Annotated in this window: 15 protein-coding genes; 8 read left to right on the top strand and 7 right to left on the bottom strand. The window is 72.2% G+C overall.

Features of this window, described 5'->3' with window-relative positions; translation table 11 throughout:
• Window positions 1–49 precede the first annotated feature (49 nt).
• Together ACZ7MG_RS25725 and ACZ7MG_RS25720 are read left to right on the top strand one after the other, a co-directional pair.
• A complete protein-coding gene (locus ACZ7MG_RS25725; protein ID WP_471380848.1) occupies window positions 50–1,642 on the top strand; it encodes an MBL fold metallo-hydrolase in 1,593 nt (530 codons plus the stop codon).
• Window positions 1,639–2,394, top strand: coding sequence for a sulfite exporter TauE/SafE family protein (locus tag ACZ7MG_RS25720; RefSeq protein WP_471380846.1), 756 nt, complete (start codon window positions 1,639–1,641; stop codon window positions 2,392–2,394). Before ACZ7MG_RS25725 ends, ACZ7MG_RS25720 begins: the two co-directional genes overlap by 4 nt.
• Before the next feature lie 76 nt (window positions 2,395–2,470).
• Here the strand turns inward: ACZ7MG_RS25720 and ACZ7MG_RS25715 are convergent, their stop codons facing one another.
• A complete protein-coding gene (locus ACZ7MG_RS25715; protein ID WP_471380844.1) occupies window positions 2,471–2,758 on the bottom strand; it encodes a metal-sensitive transcriptional regulator in 288 nt (95 codons plus the stop codon).
• An 81-nt stretch (window positions 2,759–2,839) separates the two neighbouring features.
• Here ACZ7MG_RS25715 and ACZ7MG_RS25710 point away from each other — a divergent pair, with 81 nt between their 5' ends.
• Window positions 2,840–3,442, top strand: a complete 603-nt coding sequence (locus ACZ7MG_RS25710) for a rhodanese-like domain-containing protein (protein WP_471380843.1) — start codon at window positions 2,840–2,842, stop codon at window positions 3,440–3,442.
• A gap of 6 nt (window positions 3,443–3,448) precedes the next feature.
• Here the strand turns inward: ACZ7MG_RS25710 and ACZ7MG_RS25705 are convergent, their stop codons facing one another.
• The gene (locus tag ACZ7MG_RS25705) at window positions 3,449–3,676 is read right to left on the bottom strand and encodes a hypothetical protein (protein WP_471380842.1); all 228 of its coding nucleotides are present in this window, start codon (window positions 3,674–3,676) and stop codon (window positions 3,449–3,451) included.
• 42 nt (window positions 3,677–3,718) lie between these two features.
• Here ACZ7MG_RS25705 and ACZ7MG_RS25700 point away from each other — a divergent pair, with 42 nt between their 5' ends.
• The gene (locus tag ACZ7MG_RS25700) at window positions 3,719–4,057 is read left to right on the top strand and encodes a hypothetical protein (RefSeq protein ID WP_471380840.1); all 339 of its coding nucleotides are present in this window, start codon (window positions 3,719–3,721) and stop codon (window positions 4,055–4,057) included.
• Between the two features lie 88 nt (window positions 4,058–4,145).
• Window positions 4,146–5,906: an ABC transporter ATP-binding protein gene (locus ACZ7MG_RS25695; RefSeq protein ID WP_471380839.1), complete on the top strand. Its 1,761-nt coding sequence runs from the start codon at window positions 4,146–4,148 to the stop codon at window positions 5,904–5,906.
• Between the two features lie 27 nt (window positions 5,907–5,933).
• On the opposite strand, the gene ACZ7MG_RS25690 is transcribed toward ACZ7MG_RS25695, so the two are convergent.
• Both ACZ7MG_RS25690 and ACZ7MG_RS25685 read right to left on the bottom strand, forming a co-directional pair.
• Window positions 5,934–7,394 (bottom strand): aldehyde dehydrogenase family protein, encoded by a 1,461-nt coding sequence (locus tag ACZ7MG_RS25690; RefSeq protein ID WP_471380838.1) that lies wholly within the window; start codon window positions 7,392–7,394, stop codon window positions 5,934–5,936.
• Between the two features lie 182 nt (window positions 7,395–7,576).
• A complete protein-coding gene (locus ACZ7MG_RS25685) occupies window positions 7,577–7,873 on the bottom strand; it encodes a hypothetical protein (protein ID WP_471380836.1) in 297 nt (98 codons plus the stop codon).
• Window positions 7,874–8,098: 225 nt separating this feature from the next.
• On the opposite strand from ACZ7MG_RS25685, the gene ACZ7MG_RS25680 reads away from it, so the two are divergent.
• Together ACZ7MG_RS25680 and ACZ7MG_RS25675 are read left to right on the top strand one after the other, a co-directional pair.
• Window positions 8,099–8,464, top strand: coding sequence for a nuclear transport factor 2 family protein (locus tag ACZ7MG_RS25680; protein WP_471380835.1), 366 nt, complete (start codon window positions 8,099–8,101; stop codon window positions 8,462–8,464).
• A gap of 195 nt (window positions 8,465–8,659) precedes the next feature.
• Window positions 8,660–9,889, top strand: coding sequence for a glycosyltransferase (locus tag ACZ7MG_RS25675; RefSeq protein WP_471381712.1), 1,230 nt, complete (start codon window positions 8,660–8,662; stop codon window positions 9,887–9,889).
• Between the two features lie 427 nt (window positions 9,890–10,316).
• Here the strand turns inward: ACZ7MG_RS25675 and ACZ7MG_RS25670 are convergent, their stop codons facing one another.
• Window positions 10,317–10,985, bottom strand: a complete 669-nt coding sequence (locus ACZ7MG_RS25670) for a TetR/AcrR family transcriptional regulator (RefSeq protein WP_471380833.1) — start codon at window positions 10,983–10,985, stop codon at window positions 10,317–10,319.
• Window positions 10,986–11,153: 168 nt separating this feature from the next.
• Between ACZ7MG_RS25670 and ACZ7MG_RS25665 the strand changes: the two genes are divergently transcribed.
• On the top strand, window positions 11,154–12,419 hold the full coding sequence (locus ACZ7MG_RS25665; protein ID WP_471380831.1) for a YncE family protein: 1,266 nt from the start codon (window positions 11,154–11,156) through the stop codon (window positions 12,417–12,419).
• Here ACZ7MG_RS25665 and ACZ7MG_RS25660 read toward each other — a convergent pair.
• Both ACZ7MG_RS25660 and ACZ7MG_RS25655 read right to left on the bottom strand, forming a co-directional pair.
• Window positions 12,412–14,295, bottom strand: coding sequence for a cellulase family glycosylhydrolase (locus ACZ7MG_RS25660; RefSeq protein ID WP_471380829.1), 1,884 nt, complete (start codon window positions 14,293–14,295; stop codon window positions 12,412–12,414). The two genes, ACZ7MG_RS25665 and ACZ7MG_RS25660, sit on opposite strands and share 8 nt — an antisense overlap.
• 166 nt (window positions 14,296–14,461) lie before the next feature.
• The gene (locus tag ACZ7MG_RS25655; RefSeq protein ID WP_471380827.1) at window positions 14,462–16,531 is read right to left on the bottom strand and encodes a GTP-binding protein; all 2,070 of its coding nucleotides are present in this window, start codon (window positions 16,529–16,531) and stop codon (window positions 14,462–14,464) included.
• Window positions 16,532–16,639: the final 108 nt, after the last annotated feature.

Raw genomic sequence — 16,639 nt, 5'->3', positions numbered from 1 at the left:
TCCGGGGGTCGCAGTCACAGGGAGCAGTCACAGGGAAGGGAGTGCTGCCGTGTACTTCGTCGACACCATTGAGGTGCCGGGGCTGGGCAACCGGAGCTATCTGGCGGGTGGCCCGCGCGGAGCCGTGGCGGTCGATCCGCCGCGCGACATCGACCGGGTGATCGCGGCCGCCGCCCGGCGGGGCGCGCGGATCGCGTACGTCGTCGAGACCCACGTCCACAACGACTACGTCACCGGCGGACCGGAACTCGCCCGGCTCACCGGCGCCGCATATCTGGTGCCCGCGGGGGCGCGGGTCGCCTACGAGCGGGTGCCGGTGCACGACGGTGACGTGGTGGAGGTCGACGCGGGACTGACGCTGCGCGCGATCGCCACGCCGGGGCACACCCCGCACCACACCGCGTACGTCCTGGAGGAGGGCGGGGCGGCGGTGGCCGCGTTCACCGGGGGGTCGCTGCTGATCGGCACGGTCGGGCGGCCGGATCTCGTCGAACCCCGGCTCACGGGCGAGCTGGCCCGCGCCCAGCACGCGTCGGCGCACCGACTGGCCGAGGAGCTGCCGGAGGAGACGGCGGTCCTGCCCACGCACGGCTTCGGCAGTTTCTGTTCCGCCCGGCGGTCGGCGGGTGACACCTCGACCATCGGGCAGGAGCGGGCCGGGAACGAGGCCCTGGTCAAGGACGTGGACACGTTCGTCGCGGAGCTGCTGGCGGCGCTCGACGACGTACCGGCGTACTACGCGCACATGGGGCCCGCCAACGCGGCGGGGCCGGCGCCGGTGGATCTGACGCCGCCCGCGCCGGCCGGTGCCGAGGAGATCGCCGCGCGGCTCGCGGCGGGCGAGTGGGTGGTGGATCTGCGGCACCGGGTGGCGTTCGCCGCCGGGCATGTCGCCGGGGCGGTGAACTTCGAGGCGGACGGGCAGCTCGCCACGTATCTGGCGTGGCTGCTGCCGTGGGGCAGGCCGGTGACGCTGCTCGCCGAGTCCCCTGAGCAACTGGCGCACGCCCAGCGGGAGTTGGTGCGCGTCGGGATCGACCGGCCGGCCGCGGCGGCCACCGGTTCGCCCGCCGACTGGCTGGCCGGGGGTGAGCGTGCGCGGTCCTTCCCGCGCGGCACCTTCGCCGATCTGGCCGAGGTGTACCCCGCCGAGGGGCACCCGGGCGGCGGCGGGCCCGTGGTCCTCGACGTCCGCCGCACCGCCGAGCGCGCCGCCGCCGGACACATATCCGGGTCGGTGCACATCCCGGTCCATCGACTCCGCGACCGGCTCGCCGAGATACCCGCCGGCACGGTCTGGGTGCACTGCGCCGGAGGCATGCGCGCGGCCATCGCCGCGTCCCTGCTGGACGCGGCCGGCCGCTCCGTGGTGGCCGTGGACGACGGCTTCGCCTCAGCGGCGACCGCCGGGCTGCCCCTCACGAGGACGACTCCACCGACGGGACCGCACCCGGCCTCGGGGCCGTCGACATCCCACCACGACACGGGCTCCGCCTCCTCGACGCCTGTTGGCGACGCGGGCTCCGGACCCTCGACAGCCGTCAGCGACACGAGCCCCGAACCCTCGACACCCACCCCCGCACGCCTACACACCCCCACACCCCTCACCCCCTCCCCGTCCACCGGTGTCCCCGCCGGATGAGCGCGCTCGTTCTCGCTCTGCTCGCCGGGGGCGTGATCGGGGTCTCGTTGGGGGCGCTGGGTGGCGGGGGCAGTGTGCTGGCCGTGCCCGCGCTGGTCTATCTGCTCGGGTTCAGCCCTGCCGCGGCCGCCACGGCGAGTCTGGTGATCGTGACGGTGACCTCGGCGACCGGCCTGGCCGCGCATCTGCGAGCCGGTACGGTCCGGCTGCGCGGCGGGACCCTGTTCGCGGCGGCGGGACTGCTGCCCGCGGCCCTCGGCGGGGCCCTGTCGGCGGGGCTGCCGGCCACGCTGCTGACCGGGTCCTTCGCCCTGGTCGCGGGGGCGGCCGCGTACCGCATGCTGCGTCCCTCGGGCGCGGGACGGGCGGCGTCGACGGTCCGGCCGGGCCGGGTCGCCCTGTCCGGCGCGGGGCTCGGCGGGGTCACCGGGATCCTCGGGGTGGGCGGCGGTTTCCTCGCCGTACCGGCCCTGGTGAACGTCGTGGGCCTGCGGATGCGCGACGCCGTAGGCACCAGTCTGCTGGTCATCACCGTGAACTCGTGCGCAGCGCTCGCGGGCCGGACCGGCGCCGCCGAGGGGCTCGACTGGGCGGTGGTCGCCCCCTTCGCCGGGGCGGCGATCCTCGGTGCCTGGGACGGCCGGCGGCTGGCCGCCAAGGTCTCCGGGGACACCCTCCGGCGGATCTTCGCCTGGGTGCTGCTGGCCGTGGCCGCGTTCATGCTCCTCGACACGGTCACCTCACTCGGCTGAGCCACGGCCCGCCCAGCCCAACCCGACCGAGCCCAGCCCGACCCAGCTCAAACCACCCCAGCCCGGGCCGCGCCCCTCACGCCAGCGACAGGAACAGCTTCTCCAGCCGCGCCCTCATCTGCTCGTTCGTCTCGCCGTTCCGCCCGTCCTTCTCGGCGTCGGTGAGGCACTGCTGCAGCCCGGTCGCGATGATCGCGAAACCCGCTCGGTCCAGGGCGCGGGAGGCCGCGGCGAGCTGGGTGACGACGTCCTCGCAGTCCCGCCCCTCCTCAATCATCTTGATCACCCCGGAGATCTGCCCCTGGGCCCTCTTCAGCCGGTTCAGCACCGACTTCAGCTCATCCCCTTCGAACTGCAGCTCCACGACCAGTCCACTCCTCACGCCTCCGCTACATACCCTTGGGGGTATTTTACCGCCCCCCGCAGGAAAGGATCGCAGACCACCATGTCCACCCCTGGCACCCCCAGCACTCCCAGTACCCCCGGTGCGCCCCGCCGCCTCGACGTCGACGAGGTCCGCGCACGGCTGTCCGAGCTGACCGTCGTCGATGTCCGCACCCCCGGCGAGTACGCCTCCGGCCATGTCCCCGGCGCCCTGAACATCCCGCTCGACCACCTGGATCGCGCACTGTCGGCACTCCAGGACTCCGACGCCGAACTGCTCATCGTCTGCAGGTCGGGCGCCCGGTCCGCGCAGGCCTGCGCCCTCCTCGCCGGGCACGGCATCGCCGCGGCCGACCTCGCCGGCGGTACGAACGCCTGGGCGGCCGGTGGCCACGGACTGCACCGCCCGTCCGGCGGGGCGCGGGCCGGCTGGACCATGGAGCGCCAGGTGCGGTTCACCGCCGGCACGCTCGTCCTCCTCGGTCTGGGGCTCGGACTGCTGCACCCGGCCTGGCAGTTGGTGTCGGCCGGAATCGCGGGCGGCCTCCTGTTCTCGGCACTCACCGACACCTGCGGCATGGCGGCGGTCCTGGGCAGACTGCCGCACAACCGCCCACGCCCCGCGGATCTCTCCGCCACCCTCGCCGCGCTCGGGGCGCGGTGACCGGCGTCAGCACGTGAAGTCCCGTACGGCCTGGGCGATCCCGTTCTCGTCCAGGCCGTCGGCGCGGTCGGCGGCGAGGACGACCCCGTCGAGGCCCGGCCGCACGAGCCGGAAGCCGCTCGTGGTGTCGTACGGGGAGGCGTTGGAGCGGGCGGAGACCTGGATGTACGCGTGTTCGCCATAGCCGACGGTGGCCGTGACCGCGTGGCGCACCTCGTCGGGGTGTCCGGGCACACGCACGGTCCAGCCGGGTGCGGCGGCGTACCGGTTCAGCTCGTGGAGCCGACACCCGGTGTGGTGGTCGCGGCGGTCAACGGCCCCCGGGCCCTGGTCGTCTCGGGCGACCGCGACGCGGTGACAGCCTTGTACGACGGCTGGGAGGGCCGGGCCGCCGGACCCGGCTGCTGCGGGTGGAGCTGGCCGCTCACTAGCCGCACCGCCATCCCCTCCTGGACGACTACCCCGACGTCCTGCGAACCATGGACCTGCGACCCCCGCACACCCTTGGGCCTGCTCCGCCGGGACGGTGTGGGGACCTGTCTCGAACTGGGTCCGGGCAGGGTGCCGACCGTGCTCGCCGTCGCCCGGGAGCGGAGGGTCCTGCTGGGCGGTTGAAAGTCGTTCCCGGTGCTCCGGGGGCCCGACGTAGGCTGAAGCTCCGCGCCCCGGTCCCCACTCCCCGACCGATCTGCCGAGGAGCCTCGTGAGCACCCCTGAGACCACGGCCGAGCGGCAGCCGCCCACCTGGCGGCTGCTGCTCGGTTATGTACGACCCCATCGTTGGGCACTGCTGCTGGGCGCGCTGCTGTCCCTGGTCACCGGAGCCACCGGCCTCGCCCTGCCGCTGGTGGCCCGGGAGCTGATCGACGACCTCTCGCACGACCGGACCATCACCTGGGCGCTGGTCCTGATGTCCGTGCTGGTCGTCGCCAACTCGGCCGTGGGCGCGGTGGGTTCGTACGTGCTGCGGCGCACCGCCGAGTCGGTGGTGCTCGGCGCGCGGCGCGCCCTGTCCTCGTATCTGCTGCGGCTGCGGATCACGGCGGTGGACCGCAGCGAGCCGGGCGACCTGATGGCGCGGATCACCTCCGACACCACGCTGCTGCGGGAGGTCACCACCGACACCCTGGTGGGCCTCGGCACCGGCGGTCTGACGCTGGTGGCGACGGTGGTGCTGATGGGTCTGGTGGACCCGGTGCTGCTGGCCGTCACGCTGGGCGTGATCGTGGGCGCGGGCCTGGTGTTCGGGGTGATCGTGCCCCGGATCAACCGGGCGAGCAAGGCCGCGCAGGACGCGGTCGGCGCGATGGGCGCCTCGCTGGAGCGGATCCTCGGCGCGCTGCGCACGGTGAAGGCGTCCGGTGCGGAGCACCGCGAGGAGGAGACGATCCACGCGGCGGCAGAGGAGTCATGGCGGCAGAGCGTGCGGGCCGCCAAGTGGTCGGCCGCCGCCGGGAACACGGCCGGGCTCGCCATGCAGATCGCCTTCATCACCGTCCTGGCGGTGGGCGGCGCCCGGGTCGCGACCGGCGCGATCGACGTGGGCACCCTGGTGGCCTTCCTGCTGTACGTGTTCTATCTGATGTCGCCGATACAGCAGGTCGTGGGCGCGATCACGCAGTACCAGACCGGCGCCGCCGCCCTCACCCGCATCCAGGAGGCGCTGCGGCTGCCCGCCGAACCGGCGGCGCGTCCGGCCCCGCTGCCGGCCCCGGACGCCGAGCCCGCCGCGCTCGCCTTCGACGGGGTCCGCTTCCGCTACGCAGACGACCTGCCCTACATCCACCACGGGGTGACCTTCGATGTCCCGGCCCGGGGTATGACGGCGTTCGTGGGCCCGTCCGGCGCGGGCAAGACCACGGTGTTCTCCCTCATCGAGCGGTTCTACGACCCCGAGGCGGGCCTCATCACCGTGGACGGCCGCGATGTCGCCGAGTGGGAGCTGTCCCGGCTGCGGTCCGCGATCGGGTACGTCGAGCAGGACGCGCCCGTGCTGTCCGGGACCCTGCGCGACAACCTGCTCCTGGGCAATCCGACGGCCGACGAGGCGGACCTGACGCGGGTGCTGAAGACGACCCGGCTGGACGGTCTGATCGCCAAGCTTCCGCAGGGGCTGGAGACGCTGGTCGGCCACCGGGGCACCAAGCTCTCCGGCGGCGAACGCCAGCGGGTGGCCATCGCCCGGGCCCTGCTGCGCCGCCCCCGGCTGCTGCTGCTCGACGAGGCGACCAGCCAGTTGGACGCGGTGAACGAGGCGGCGCTGCGGGACACCGTCGCCGATGTGGCCCGTACGACGACGGTGCTGGTGGTGGCGCACCGGCTGTCGACGGTGACGATGGCCGACCGGATCGTGGTCATGGACGCGGGCCGGGTCCGCGCGGTCGGCACCCATCGCGAACTGGTGGCCGCCGACCCGCTGTACGCGGAGCTGGCGGCCACGCAGTTCCTCGCGACGGCCGGATAGCCGGGGTCCCGACGGGCCCCGGACGCGTCAGAAGGGGAAGTGCGCCTGCTGGCCGGCGATCGTCACCCAGCGGGTGTTGGAGAACGCCTCAATGCCCCAGCGTCCGCCGAAGCGGCCGTAGCCGGAGGCCTTCACACCGCCGAAGGGGGCCATCGGCTCGTCGGCCACCGACTGGTCGTTGACGTGCACGATGCCGGTACGGATCCGGCGGGCGACGGCCAGTCCGTGGGTGGCGTTCTCGGTGATGACCCCGCAGCTCAGGCCGTTGTCCGTGTCGTTGGCGACGGCCACGGCGGTGGCGTCGTCGGCGAACGTCTCAAGTACGCAGAGCGGGCCGAAGGACTCCTGGTAGTAGAGGTCGGCGTCCTTCGGGACATCGGTGAGGACGGTCGCCGGGTGCACCGCGCCCTCCGGCTGCCCGCCGCCGGTGAGCACGGTGGCGCCCTTGGCGACGGCGTCCTTCACCAGCGCGGCGATCCGCCGGGCGGCGTCGGCGCTGACCAGCGGCCCGACCACGGTGTGCGGGTGGTTGGGGTCACCGGCCTGGAGGGTGGCGACCTTGGCGGTGAACTTCTGCGCGAACTCCTCGGCCAGCGACTCGTGGACGAGGATCCGGTCGCCGGACATGCAGATCTGCCCGGCGTTCATGAAGACGCTGAAGGTGACGGCGTCGACCGCGTAGTCCAGGTCGGCGTCGTCGAGCACGATGACGGAGTTCTTGCCGCCCAACTCCAGGACGGCGGGCTTGAGATGACGGGCCGCGTGCTCGCCGATGATCCGGCCGACGCCGGTGGAGCCGGTGAAGTTCACGGCGCGCACCCGCGGGTCGGAGATCAGCGCTTCGGCGATCTCCGCCGCGTCCTCGGGCGCGTTGGTGACCACGTTCAGCACACCGTCGGGCAGTCCGGCCTCCCGGAAGACGTCGGCCACCAGCAGCCCGCAGGCGATCGGCGCGTCCTCGCTGGGCTTGACGACGACGGTGTTGCCGGCGGCCAGCGGGGCCGCGACGGCCCGTACGCCGAGGATGACCGGCGCGTTCCACGGCGCGAACGCGGCCACCACGCCCAGGGGTTCGCGTACCGCGAGGCTGAGGGCGCCCTCCTTCTGGGTGCCGAGGACCTCACCGCGCGGCGCGGTGATCGCGGCCGCCGCCTCGCGCAGGATGTTCGCCGCGAGCGCCACGTTGAAGTACGCCCACGGGCGGGTGCCGCCGGCCTCGCGGGCCATGATGTCGGCGACCTGGTCGCCCCGGCCCTCCAGCAGCTCGGCGGCCTTGAAGAAGATCGCGCGCCGGGCGAAGGGGGCGAGCGCGGCCCACTCCTCGAAGGCGGCGTCGGCGGCGTCCACCGCCCGCCGGACGTCCTCGGGACCGGCCGCCGCGACCGTCGCGTACACCTCCCCCGTGTACGGGTCGAGGTCCTCGGCGGTGCGGCCGGACGTGGCGGGCACATCCTTGCCGCCGATCAGAAGGTCACGGGTGATGGCCATGTGCGGCTTCCTCGGGGTACGAATCGACGACGGTACGTGATCGAGCATGATCGGTCATGAGCGCTCGTAGTGCGAAATTCAATTACGTTACTGTTCCGTGATGCTCTGCCCGGCCCCCTGGCATGTCAAGAGCCCCACCACGAGGTTCGCGGCGGGGCTCCCGGTCGTGTGCGACCGTTTCGCTACTCGATGGCGCCCAGCAGGCCGAGGGCGGGCGCGGCCATGTCGGTGACCTGGTGCAGTTCGTTCAGCCGGTTCAGTTCGTGGACCTGGTTGAGGCTCTTGAGCTGCTGCGAGGGGCGCGGCAGGGCCGCCTTGTGCTCCTCGGGGAGGTCGCTGACGGCGAGCGAGTCCAGCGTGGACATCGGGCTGAGCGTGGTCGCGTCCGCCGTGGCGTCCGCGTGCGCCATCGGAGCGGTCAGTCCCGTGACACCGACGGCGAGACCGACGGCGGCGACGATACGTCGAGTTGAGATCATGCCCTCAGCAACGCTCCCCGCCCCTCGACGGTCACGGCCGCTCACCCGTGAGGCGCACGCCTCCCCCGGCCGTACGGACAGCCGTGCGGGCAGCCGTGCGGGCAGCCGTGCGGGCAGCCGTCCGGCCACGGTTGCCGGGACCCGTCCGGGGGAGGAGCCTCGGAGGAGAGGCCGTTCGCGGCCCGTTGCGCCCTGCCGGGCCACGGCCTTCGAAGGAGGTCATCCATGGGCACCTCGACGAGCCCCGCCTTCGATGTCGAAGCGCTGCGCCGGGGCACGGAGGAAGCGAACGCGGCGACGCTGACGTCGCTCTACGCGGACGACGCGGAGCTGCGCGTCGTGGACCGCAACACCCAGCCGAGCCATCCCAAGGTGTTGCACGGCCGGTCCGAGATCGGCGCGATGTTCGACGACGTCTGCAGCCGGGAGATGACCCACAAGGTCGAGCAGTGCGTCGTCCAGGGCGATCAGGTCGCTCTCACCGAGTCCTGTCTCTACCCCGACGGGGTACGGGTCCTGGCGAGTTCGATGATGTCGCTGCGCGACGGAAAGATCGTCGACCACACCATGGTCCAGGCCTGGGACGAATAGCCGCGCGGCCCGACCGGGGCGTTCGAGAGCGGCGCCGAGCGGTCGGGGTCGGGCGGTCGGGGTCGGGCGGTTTCGGTCAGGGGCTCTTTCGGTCAGGGGCTCTTTCGGTCAGGGGCTCTTTCGGGTCATCGCGGGGCGGTCCGGCCCTTCCGCCGGGTCCTCGCCGCCATACTGTCGGGCGTGCGTGTAGCGATCATGACGGCGGGTTCCCGGGGTGACGTGGCCCCCTATACCGGGCTGGGACACGGGCTGGTGCGGGCCGGGCACGCGGTCACCCTGGTGACGCACGCCCGGTTCGAGCCGCTCGTGGCGGGCTCCGGGGTCACCTTCCACGCCATGCCCGTGGATCCGCGGGAGGAGCTGGAGTCGGAGCGCGGGCGGGGGCTGCACCGGAGCTCCACCGGGGCGGGGAAGCTGTACCGGGCGGTGGAGATGGCCCGGAGTCTGGTGGGGCGGATGGCCGGCGATCTGGTCGCCGCCGCCCGTGCCAGTGACGTCCTGCTGGTGGCGGGCACCCTGGCCCCGCTCGGCCACACCATCGGCCAGGGACTGTCGCTGCCCACCCTCGGCGTGAACCTCCAACCCCTGGCGCCCACACGGGAGTTCGCGCCGCCGATGACCGGGGTCCGCTCCTGGGGCGCGATCGGCAACCGGGCGGCCGGGCACGCGGTGAACGCGGCCGTCGAGTGGGTCTTCACCGACGAGGTGCGCAGACTGCGCGCCGAGTACGGGCTGCCGCGCACCGGCCGGGTGGCCGCGCGGCGGAGCCGGGAGCGGGCGGGCCGGCCGGTGTTCCACGGCTTCAGCCCCCGGGTGGTGCCGCGCCCCGGGGACTGGCGGGCCGGGCTGGACATCACGGGCTACTGGTGGCCGTACGACCGCGAGGACCGGCTGCCCGGAACGCTGCTGGACTTCCTCGACGCCGGGCCGCCCCCGGTCTTCGTGGGGCTGGGCAGCGCGACCGTGCCCGATGCCGAGCGGATGAGCGGCGAGGTCGTACGGGCCCTGCGGGCGGCCGGGCTGCGCGGGGTGATCCAGCGGGGCTGGGGCGAACTGCGGGGCGAGGGCGAGGACATGTTCACCGTGGGCGAGGTCCCGCACTCCCTGCTCTTCCCCCGCATGGCGGCCGTCGTCCACCACGCGGGCGCGGGCACCACGGCGGCCGGGCTCCGCGCCGGCGTCCCGGCCGTGCCGGTGCCGGTGCAGTTCGACGAGGCCTTCTGGGCAGCCCGCCTGGTCACCCTCGGGGTGTCACCGGCAGCCGTCCCCCTGCGCCGCTTCACAGCCGCCGCCCTGACGACAGCCCTACGACAGGCCACCGCCGACCCGTCATACACCCATCGCGCCCAAACCCTGGCCGAACAACTCCACACGGAGGACGGCGTAGCCCCGGTCCTGACCGCGCTGAACCGCCTGCCGGGCTGAGAGCCGGGGGCGAGCACGACCGGGCCGAGAGACCGGGACCGGCACCGGGCACCGGGCACCGGGCACCGGGCACCGGGCACCGGGCACCGGGCAGCCTTCGGCGACCAGCACGGGCAGGGCAGACGTAGCGCCCGGCCCCAGGCGGGACCGGGCCTCGGCCTTCCGCGACATCGGCACCCGGTCGGGCACGGGACCCGCACGGCACCCCTGGGCGGGTGCCGCCCCGGCGCGCGCCAGACACCCTCCTTCCCCTGCGCCGCACGGCAGCCGCACGTCCCACCGGAGCGTTTGGGGGCGCCGCCGGTCCGCGCACAGCCCGACGCCGGGACGGCACGCGGCGCAGCGCGCCCTCCTTTCTCGGGCGCCGCCCGCCAACCACGCGTGCCCGCCGGGGTGTTCGGGGCGGCGCCGGGGCGATGTGGTGCTGCTAGCCGCCGGTCGCCTTCGGGGTCCAACCCGCCGGTCGGAGGATTCCCAGGAGCAAGCCGACCAGTTCGTCGACCACCTCGTCGAGGGGGGCGTCGACCCAGCCGGCCTGCCAGTCGTGGAGGAGGCCGTTGACGCTGCCGATGAAGGCGGTGGCGGCGATGCGGTAGTCGCGGTGGACGGCCTCGCCGCGCTCGGCGGCGGCCGTGGCCTCGGCGCAGATGAAGTCGATCCAGCGGGACCGGCGTTCGAGGCGCTGGCGCTCCAGGCGGGGGCTGACGCCGATGATCTCGGTGAAGGTGATGCGCAGCCGGCGCGGATCACCGGTGACGTTCGCGGCGTAGGCGCGGAACGCGGCGGTGGCCCGCTCGGCGACGGGCCGACCGTCCATCGTCGCGAGGCCGGTGAGCGCGGCCTCCTCGGCCCAGTCGTTGACCTGGAGGTGGAGCGCGGCCAGCACATCCTCCAGGGTGCTGAACTCCTCGTAGAACTGACGGGTCGACAGCCCGGCGGCCTCGCTCAGCCCCGCGATGGTGGTGGCCCGGAAGCCGGGGCTGTCGCCGAAGAGTCGCAGGCCCGCGTCGAGGAACCGGTCCCGGCGCTCGGCCCGCCGTTCCGCCGCGGATCTGCCCCCGTACCGGCCGGTGGGCTGTCTGAGCCTGCCCGACACGATGCTCCTCCCGACGCGACGCCACTCGGTGCGACGGCCCGCTCGACCGTCACGGTCGATTTTGTCGTGTCCCTGGTCTTGTGGTGTGGCGGGGCCGTTCCTTACTTTCCAGTAAGTCTGCTCTGAACACTGGTGTGTTCAGATTCCACCCGCGCAGGAGGAACCGTCATGCCCCTCTCCCCCGCCCCCCGCCGCCGCGGAACCCGACACCTCGGCGCCGTCGCCGCCGCGCTCGCGCTGACCGCCTCCGCCGTCGCGACCGCCGGCCCGGCGAGCGCCGCGGCCGACCTGCGGGAGGTGATGTTCGTGGGCAACAACTGGGAGGGCACCGCGGACGTCATCAAGTCCTCCGGCGACTTCGCGAAGGTCGGCCGGGTCAATGTCATCCCCGACAAGGACGCGCGGATGGCGGAGATCAACGCCGATCCGATCAGATGGATCGCCTACATGACGATCCGGAACAGCGTGGGCGAGGGCCACGACCAGTACGTGGACGACATGTACTCGACGCCGGACGGCTCCTCGATGGTCGTCTCCCGCCCGAGCTTCGCCGACGTGGTCTCGATCAACCTCACGACCGGGGCGATCAACTGGCGTTTCCCGGTGTCGGGTTACCGCTCCGACCACATGGCGGTCTCCCCCGACGGCAAGCGCGTCGCGGTGTCCGCGTCGACCGGCAACACCGTGCACGTCCTGGACATCGTCACCGGCAAGCAGCTCGGTTCGTTCAAGACCGGCGACAAGCCGCACGAGAACATCTTCACCAAGGACGGCAAGTACATCTGGAACATGGCGATCGGCGATGTGAACACCCAGACCGACGCGCCCTGGCTGGACTGGACGAAGGGCGACCGGAAGATCACGGTCGCCGACGCGAACACCTTCCAGCAGGTGAAGGTGATCGACATGCGGGAGCGGCTCGACGCGATCGGGCTCGGCGACTACTCGGACGCGGTCCGCCCCGCCGCGTTCTCGCCGGACGAGACGAAGCTGTACTTCCAGGTGTCGTTCTTCAACGGCTTCTTCGAGTACGACATCGCCACCGACAAGATCACCCGCACCAAGACCCTGCCGAAGACCCCGGGCGTCAGCGACGACCGCACCACCTTCGTCAACGACTCCCGCCACCACGGCCTCACGATGAAGCCCGACGGCACCAAGCTGTGCATCGCGGGCACGATGGACGACTACGCGACCGTGGTGGACCGCGCGACCCTCCAGGAGGGCCCGCTCGTCCCCGTCTCCAAGCCGTACTGGTCGACCGTCAGCGGTGACGGCAAGTCCTGTGTGGTCTCCGAGAGCGGCGCCGACCAGGTGACGGCGATCGACTTCGCCACCGGGCGGAAGACCGTGTCCGTGCCAGTCGGCGACCACCCGCAGCGGGTGCGGCTGGCGAAGGTGCCCGCCGACTGGACCGGACCGTCCGCTAGCTGAACTCAGTGGCCAGCCAGCTCGCCAGCTCCGTCCGCGCCGCGTTCAGCTGCGTCGCGGTCGGGGCTGTCGCGCCGTTGGTGACCAGGGCGTAGTGGAGCTTGCCCGTGTCGGCGGCGGTGAGCAGGAGACGGCGGCTGCCGGTGCCGCCCGGTTCCTTGGCGGCGGCGATCGGCGTGGAGGTGGTGTACGCCGGGGGCGCGGCCGTCACCCCGAGGTCGGACACCACCGTGGTGGACGCGGTGGGGAAGGAGGCCGGGAGGTGCAGCTCGGTCGGTTCGGTGCTCCCGTCCGAGCGCCAGACCAGCAGGGAGTACTGGCCGGAGCCGACGAGCGAGGAGACGTTCGGCAGGGAGCTGGGCACCGGGTTCCACGTCAGCGTCGTGGAGCCGTCGCGCGAGCGGTCCTCGTAGGTGAAGGCGACCGTCCTGCCCGCCGTGGCGCTCGGGTAGATCCGGTCCAGCATCCGGGCGTCCTGGCGGAGCACGGCCGTACCGGAGTCGTCGAGGCGTACGGCGGAGAGGTCCTCACCGTTCCAGGCGTCGCCCTCGACCTGCACCTTGTCGGGGTTGTCGTTCATCAGCTCGTGGTGGCGGCCCCAGTAGATGTCCCACTGCCACTGGGAACCGGAGAGGACCGGGCCCGAAGTGGCCGGGTTCGCCCACCAGTTCGCGCCCTTCACCCGGGAGTCGAGCGCCTGGTACATGGCCTTGTAGACCGTGGGCGCCTTGTCGGAGACCGAGCCGCTGAGCGGGTGTCCGAACTCGCTGATGATCGCCGTGGTGCCGCCGGCGGTGGCCCGGTCGCGCACGGTCCCGAAGTCGGTCGTGTACTGCCCGTCCTCCGCCTTGCCCCACATGAAGACGCCGGAGATCGCCTTCTGGTCGTAGAAGTGGGTGTTGAAGACATAGCGCGGTCCGATGGTGCCCGCGTCGAGGAGGCCACCCTCCTGTTTCTGGAAGTCGATGTTGGCGTTCCAGAAGAGGTTCGGCTCGACGAAGGCAGGCTTGGACTGCCAGCCCGCCGCGTCCATCCGGGCGCGGAACTTGACGTAGAACGGCCACAGGACGTCCTTCTCCCACGTCCGGCTGGTCTGCCCCGAGTCGAGGATCCCGGGGTGCGGCTCGTTCCACGGGTCGAAGCCGACGAGGCCCTGGAACTGGGCGGACGTGAGGTTCGCCTTCACGTACGTCATCGTCTTCTGCGCGGTGTCCAGGAAGGAGTCCTGGAGCCCGTAGGTGTTGTGCCAGAAGTCGTACGTCGACTCCGTCACGGCCGCGTTGGAGGTGATGTTCTGGCCCCAGAACGGGCAGATCCCGCAGTACTCGTCCGGGTAGTCACCGAGGTCGACGGCCCACTTGGGGGCGCCGTCGCCGGTGTACCAGCTGTCGGAGTCGAACAGCCAGCGGGAGTACAGGTCCTGGTGGAAGTCGGGGTAGACCTTGATCCCGGCGTCCAGGAACGCGCCCATCTGCGCGGTGGCCGCCGCGAGGTAGGAGCTGCTCACCTGCCCGCGCACCGGTTCCGCGTACGCCCAGGAGAGCAGGAAGCGGACGGAGTTGCCGCCGCCGAGTGCCCGGAGCGCGGTCGCCGACTTCTTCGCGTCGGCGACCGAGGCGAAGGGCAGACCGTTGTTCTCCTTGAGTTTCGTCTCACCCGAGACGTTGTAGCCACGCAGGACGACCTCGCGGCCGAGGCCGTCCTTGAACGTGCCGCCGTCGACCGTGAGCGTGGCCGCGGCCTGGGCGTCGAACCAGAGTTCGTCCGTGAGAGCGGAGGCGGGCTGGGTGGGGCCCGCCGTGATCAGGAAGCCGGTGACGAGTACCAGGACACCGAGCAGACGAGTGCGCAATCTTGACATGTCCGCCACATTCGACATGTGCACTACCGTCCCAATGGTCAGGCGAGCCGTCAATAGCAACTGACGCACGAGTAAGTACCCGTTTTCTCAATACAGTTCACCTGTCACGGCTGATTCTTTGCCCCGCACACCCCGGCGCGATCACCGATGCGATCACGGATGCGATCACGGATGCGAGCGCCTCTCAGGTACCCACCCGCCGGGACAGGTTCAGGAGGTACTCCTTGCGGTCGAGGGGGTTGAGGTCGGTGCGCGGCCGTACGGGGACGGCGGTGCCCGCGACGGGCGCGTAGTGGTCGAAGGCGGTCTCCAACTCGCCCTCCCCGCCGGTCAGTCCGGGCAGCCGCTGCTCCAGCCCATGCACCTGGGCGGCGGGCATCAGCCCCTCCAGCCGTACGGCCGTCCCGACTGTCCCGGCCGTCCCGGTCGTCGTCGCCCGGGTGTCCCTCGGTACGGCGCGCAGGGCGGCCAGCACCGGCAGGAGCGCGCCCAGGGTGTCCGCCGGGGCGTCGACCCGGAAGCGGTGCATCGGCTCGTGGACCCGGGTCCCGGCCCGCCGCAGCGCTTCCATCAGCACCAGCGGGGTCAGCCCACGGAAGTCCGCGCCCGTGCTGGACATGCTCTTGTCGAAGCCCTGGTGGGCATGGCTCTGCCGGGGCGAGTAACCGGAGTGTGTCATCGTCACCGCGCAGTCGGGGACGCGCCAGCCGTGGACCCCCTGTTCCAACGCCTCCCGCACGGTGTCCTCCACGGCCTTAAAGAACGCGTACGGCATGGAGCCCAGCTCCACCTCCAGCCCGAACGCCACCCCGGAGCCGACCGGCGCCGGCGCCACCCGCAGCCCGACCGTCGCGAGGAACGGGTTGCCGTCCTTCTTGTTGAACTCCACCGCCGCGCCGTCGCCGACGAGGCGCTCCACACAGATGGTCGTCGTCTCGCGGAAGGTGACCTCGATGCCGTACTCGTCGGCGAGCGTCGCCTGCACGACCTCCTTCTGCACCTCCCCGTACAGCGACACGGAGGTCTCCCGCCGGGTCTCGTCGTGACGGAGGCCGATCAGCGGGTCCTGCTCGGCGAGTTGGGTGAGGGCGAGATGCAGGGCGCCACCGTCCTCGGCGCGGACGGGACGGACGACGGTTTCGAGGGTGGGAGGGGAGAAGTGGAGCCGGTCGGCCGACCGCCGGTGTTCGTCGGACGGCCCCTGCTCTCCGTCGGGCCGTCGATCGTCGCGTGGTGGGCCGAGGGTGTCGCCGATGCGGATGTCGGTGAGGCCCCAGAGTCGCGCGATCCGGCCGGCCGGGACGGCCGTCTCGCGGACGGCCGCTCCCCGTTCGAAGACGCTGATCGCGGTGACCTTGCCTTCTCGTTCGCCGCCGCGGAAGGTCAGCCGGTCGCGGGTGCGTACCGTCCCGTCGAACATGCGCACATAGGCGATCTTCTCGCCCGCCGGGCCGCGTTCGACCTTGAAGACCGTGCCGGAGACGGGGGCGTCCGCGTCACCGGCCGCCGGGGGCAGCAACTCCGCGATCCCGTCGATGAGTTCGCCGACTCCCGCGCCCGTGATCGCGGAGCCGTGGAAGACCGGGTGCAGCAGGGCCTCACCCGTCTGGGTGGCGAGGGCCGCGCGCAGCCGGGTGTCGGAGAGGGGGCTGTCGTCGGCGCGGTGGTCGACGTAGGCGGCGAGCAGGTCGTCGTCGTGTTCGGCGAGGAGTTCGGGCAGCCGGGACGGAAGGGGGTCGTACAGGGTGAACCGGGCTTGGGGTGTGCCTCGTCCGTGGACCTCGCCCATGGGGGCGATCGCCGGGGTGAGGCGGCTTGCGATCGTCGCCAGGAGGTCCCGGTGGCGCGCGCCGCGACGGTCGATCTTGTTGACGAAGATCAGTGTGGGGATGCGCAGGCGGCGCAGGGTGCGCATCAGGACGCGGGTCTGGGCCTGGACTCCCTCGACGGCCGAGACGACGAGGATCGCGCCGTCGAGCACGTTCAGGACGCGTTCCACCTCGGCGATGAAGTCGGGGTGTCCTGGGGTGTCGATGAGGTTGACGGTGAGGTCGTCGATCTCGAACGACACGACCGCGGACTTGATGGTGATGCCTCGGCGGCGTTCCAGGGCGAGGGTGTCCGTGCGGGTGTTGCCGGCGTCCACGCTGCCGGGCTCGTCGATGACGCCGGCCGTGTGCAGCAGGCGTTCCGTGAGGCTGGTCTTACCTGCGTCGACGTGGGCGAGGATGCCGAGGTTGAGCGTGCGTGACAAGCGTCATGTCCTTTGAAATGGGGGGCATTCCTTCCTGGCGGGACATGAACGTGCGGCGCATGGGGGCTCCTTGGGGGGTGGGAGTGGGGGTGGGGATGCGTGCGCAGT

The sequence above is a fragment of the Streptomyces sp. NPDC107538 genome (genome assembly GCF_055657445.1).
The sequence above is the reverse complement of the archived record's forward strand: the minus strand, read 5'-3'. Positions and strand labels throughout refer to the sequence as shown.

Coding starts and splice junctions, on each gene's coding strand:
- ACZ7MG_RS25710 (WP_471380843.1), top strand. CDS start 2,840: ATGTCCACCCCTGGCACCCCCAGCACTCCCAGTACCCCCGGTGCGCCC.
- ACZ7MG_RS25660 (WP_471380829.1), bottom strand. CDS start 14,295: ATGTCGAATGTGGCGGACATGTCAAGATTGCGCACTCGTCTGCTCGGT.
- ACZ7MG_RS25685 (WP_471380836.1), bottom strand. CDS start 7,873: ATGATCTCAACTCGACGTATCGTCGCCGCCGTCGGTCTCGCCGTCGGT.
- ACZ7MG_RS25690 (WP_471380838.1), bottom strand. CDS start 7,394: ATGGCCATCACCCGTGACCTTCTGATCGGCGGCAAGGATGTGCCCGCC.
- ACZ7MG_RS25680 (WP_471380835.1), top strand. CDS start 8,099: ATGGGCACCTCGACGAGCCCCGCCTTCGATGTCGAAGCGCTGCGCCGG.
- ACZ7MG_RS25720 (WP_471380846.1), top strand. CDS start 1,639: ATGAGCGCGCTCGTTCTCGCTCTGCTCGCCGGGGGCGTGATCGGGGTC.
- ACZ7MG_RS25665 (WP_471380831.1), top strand. CDS start 11,154: ATGCCCCTCTCCCCCGCCCCCCGCCGCCGCGGAACCCGACACCTCGGC.
- ACZ7MG_RS25675 (WP_471381712.1), top strand. CDS start 8,660: ATGACGGCGGGTTCCCGGGGTGACGTGGCCCCCTATACCGGGCTGGGA.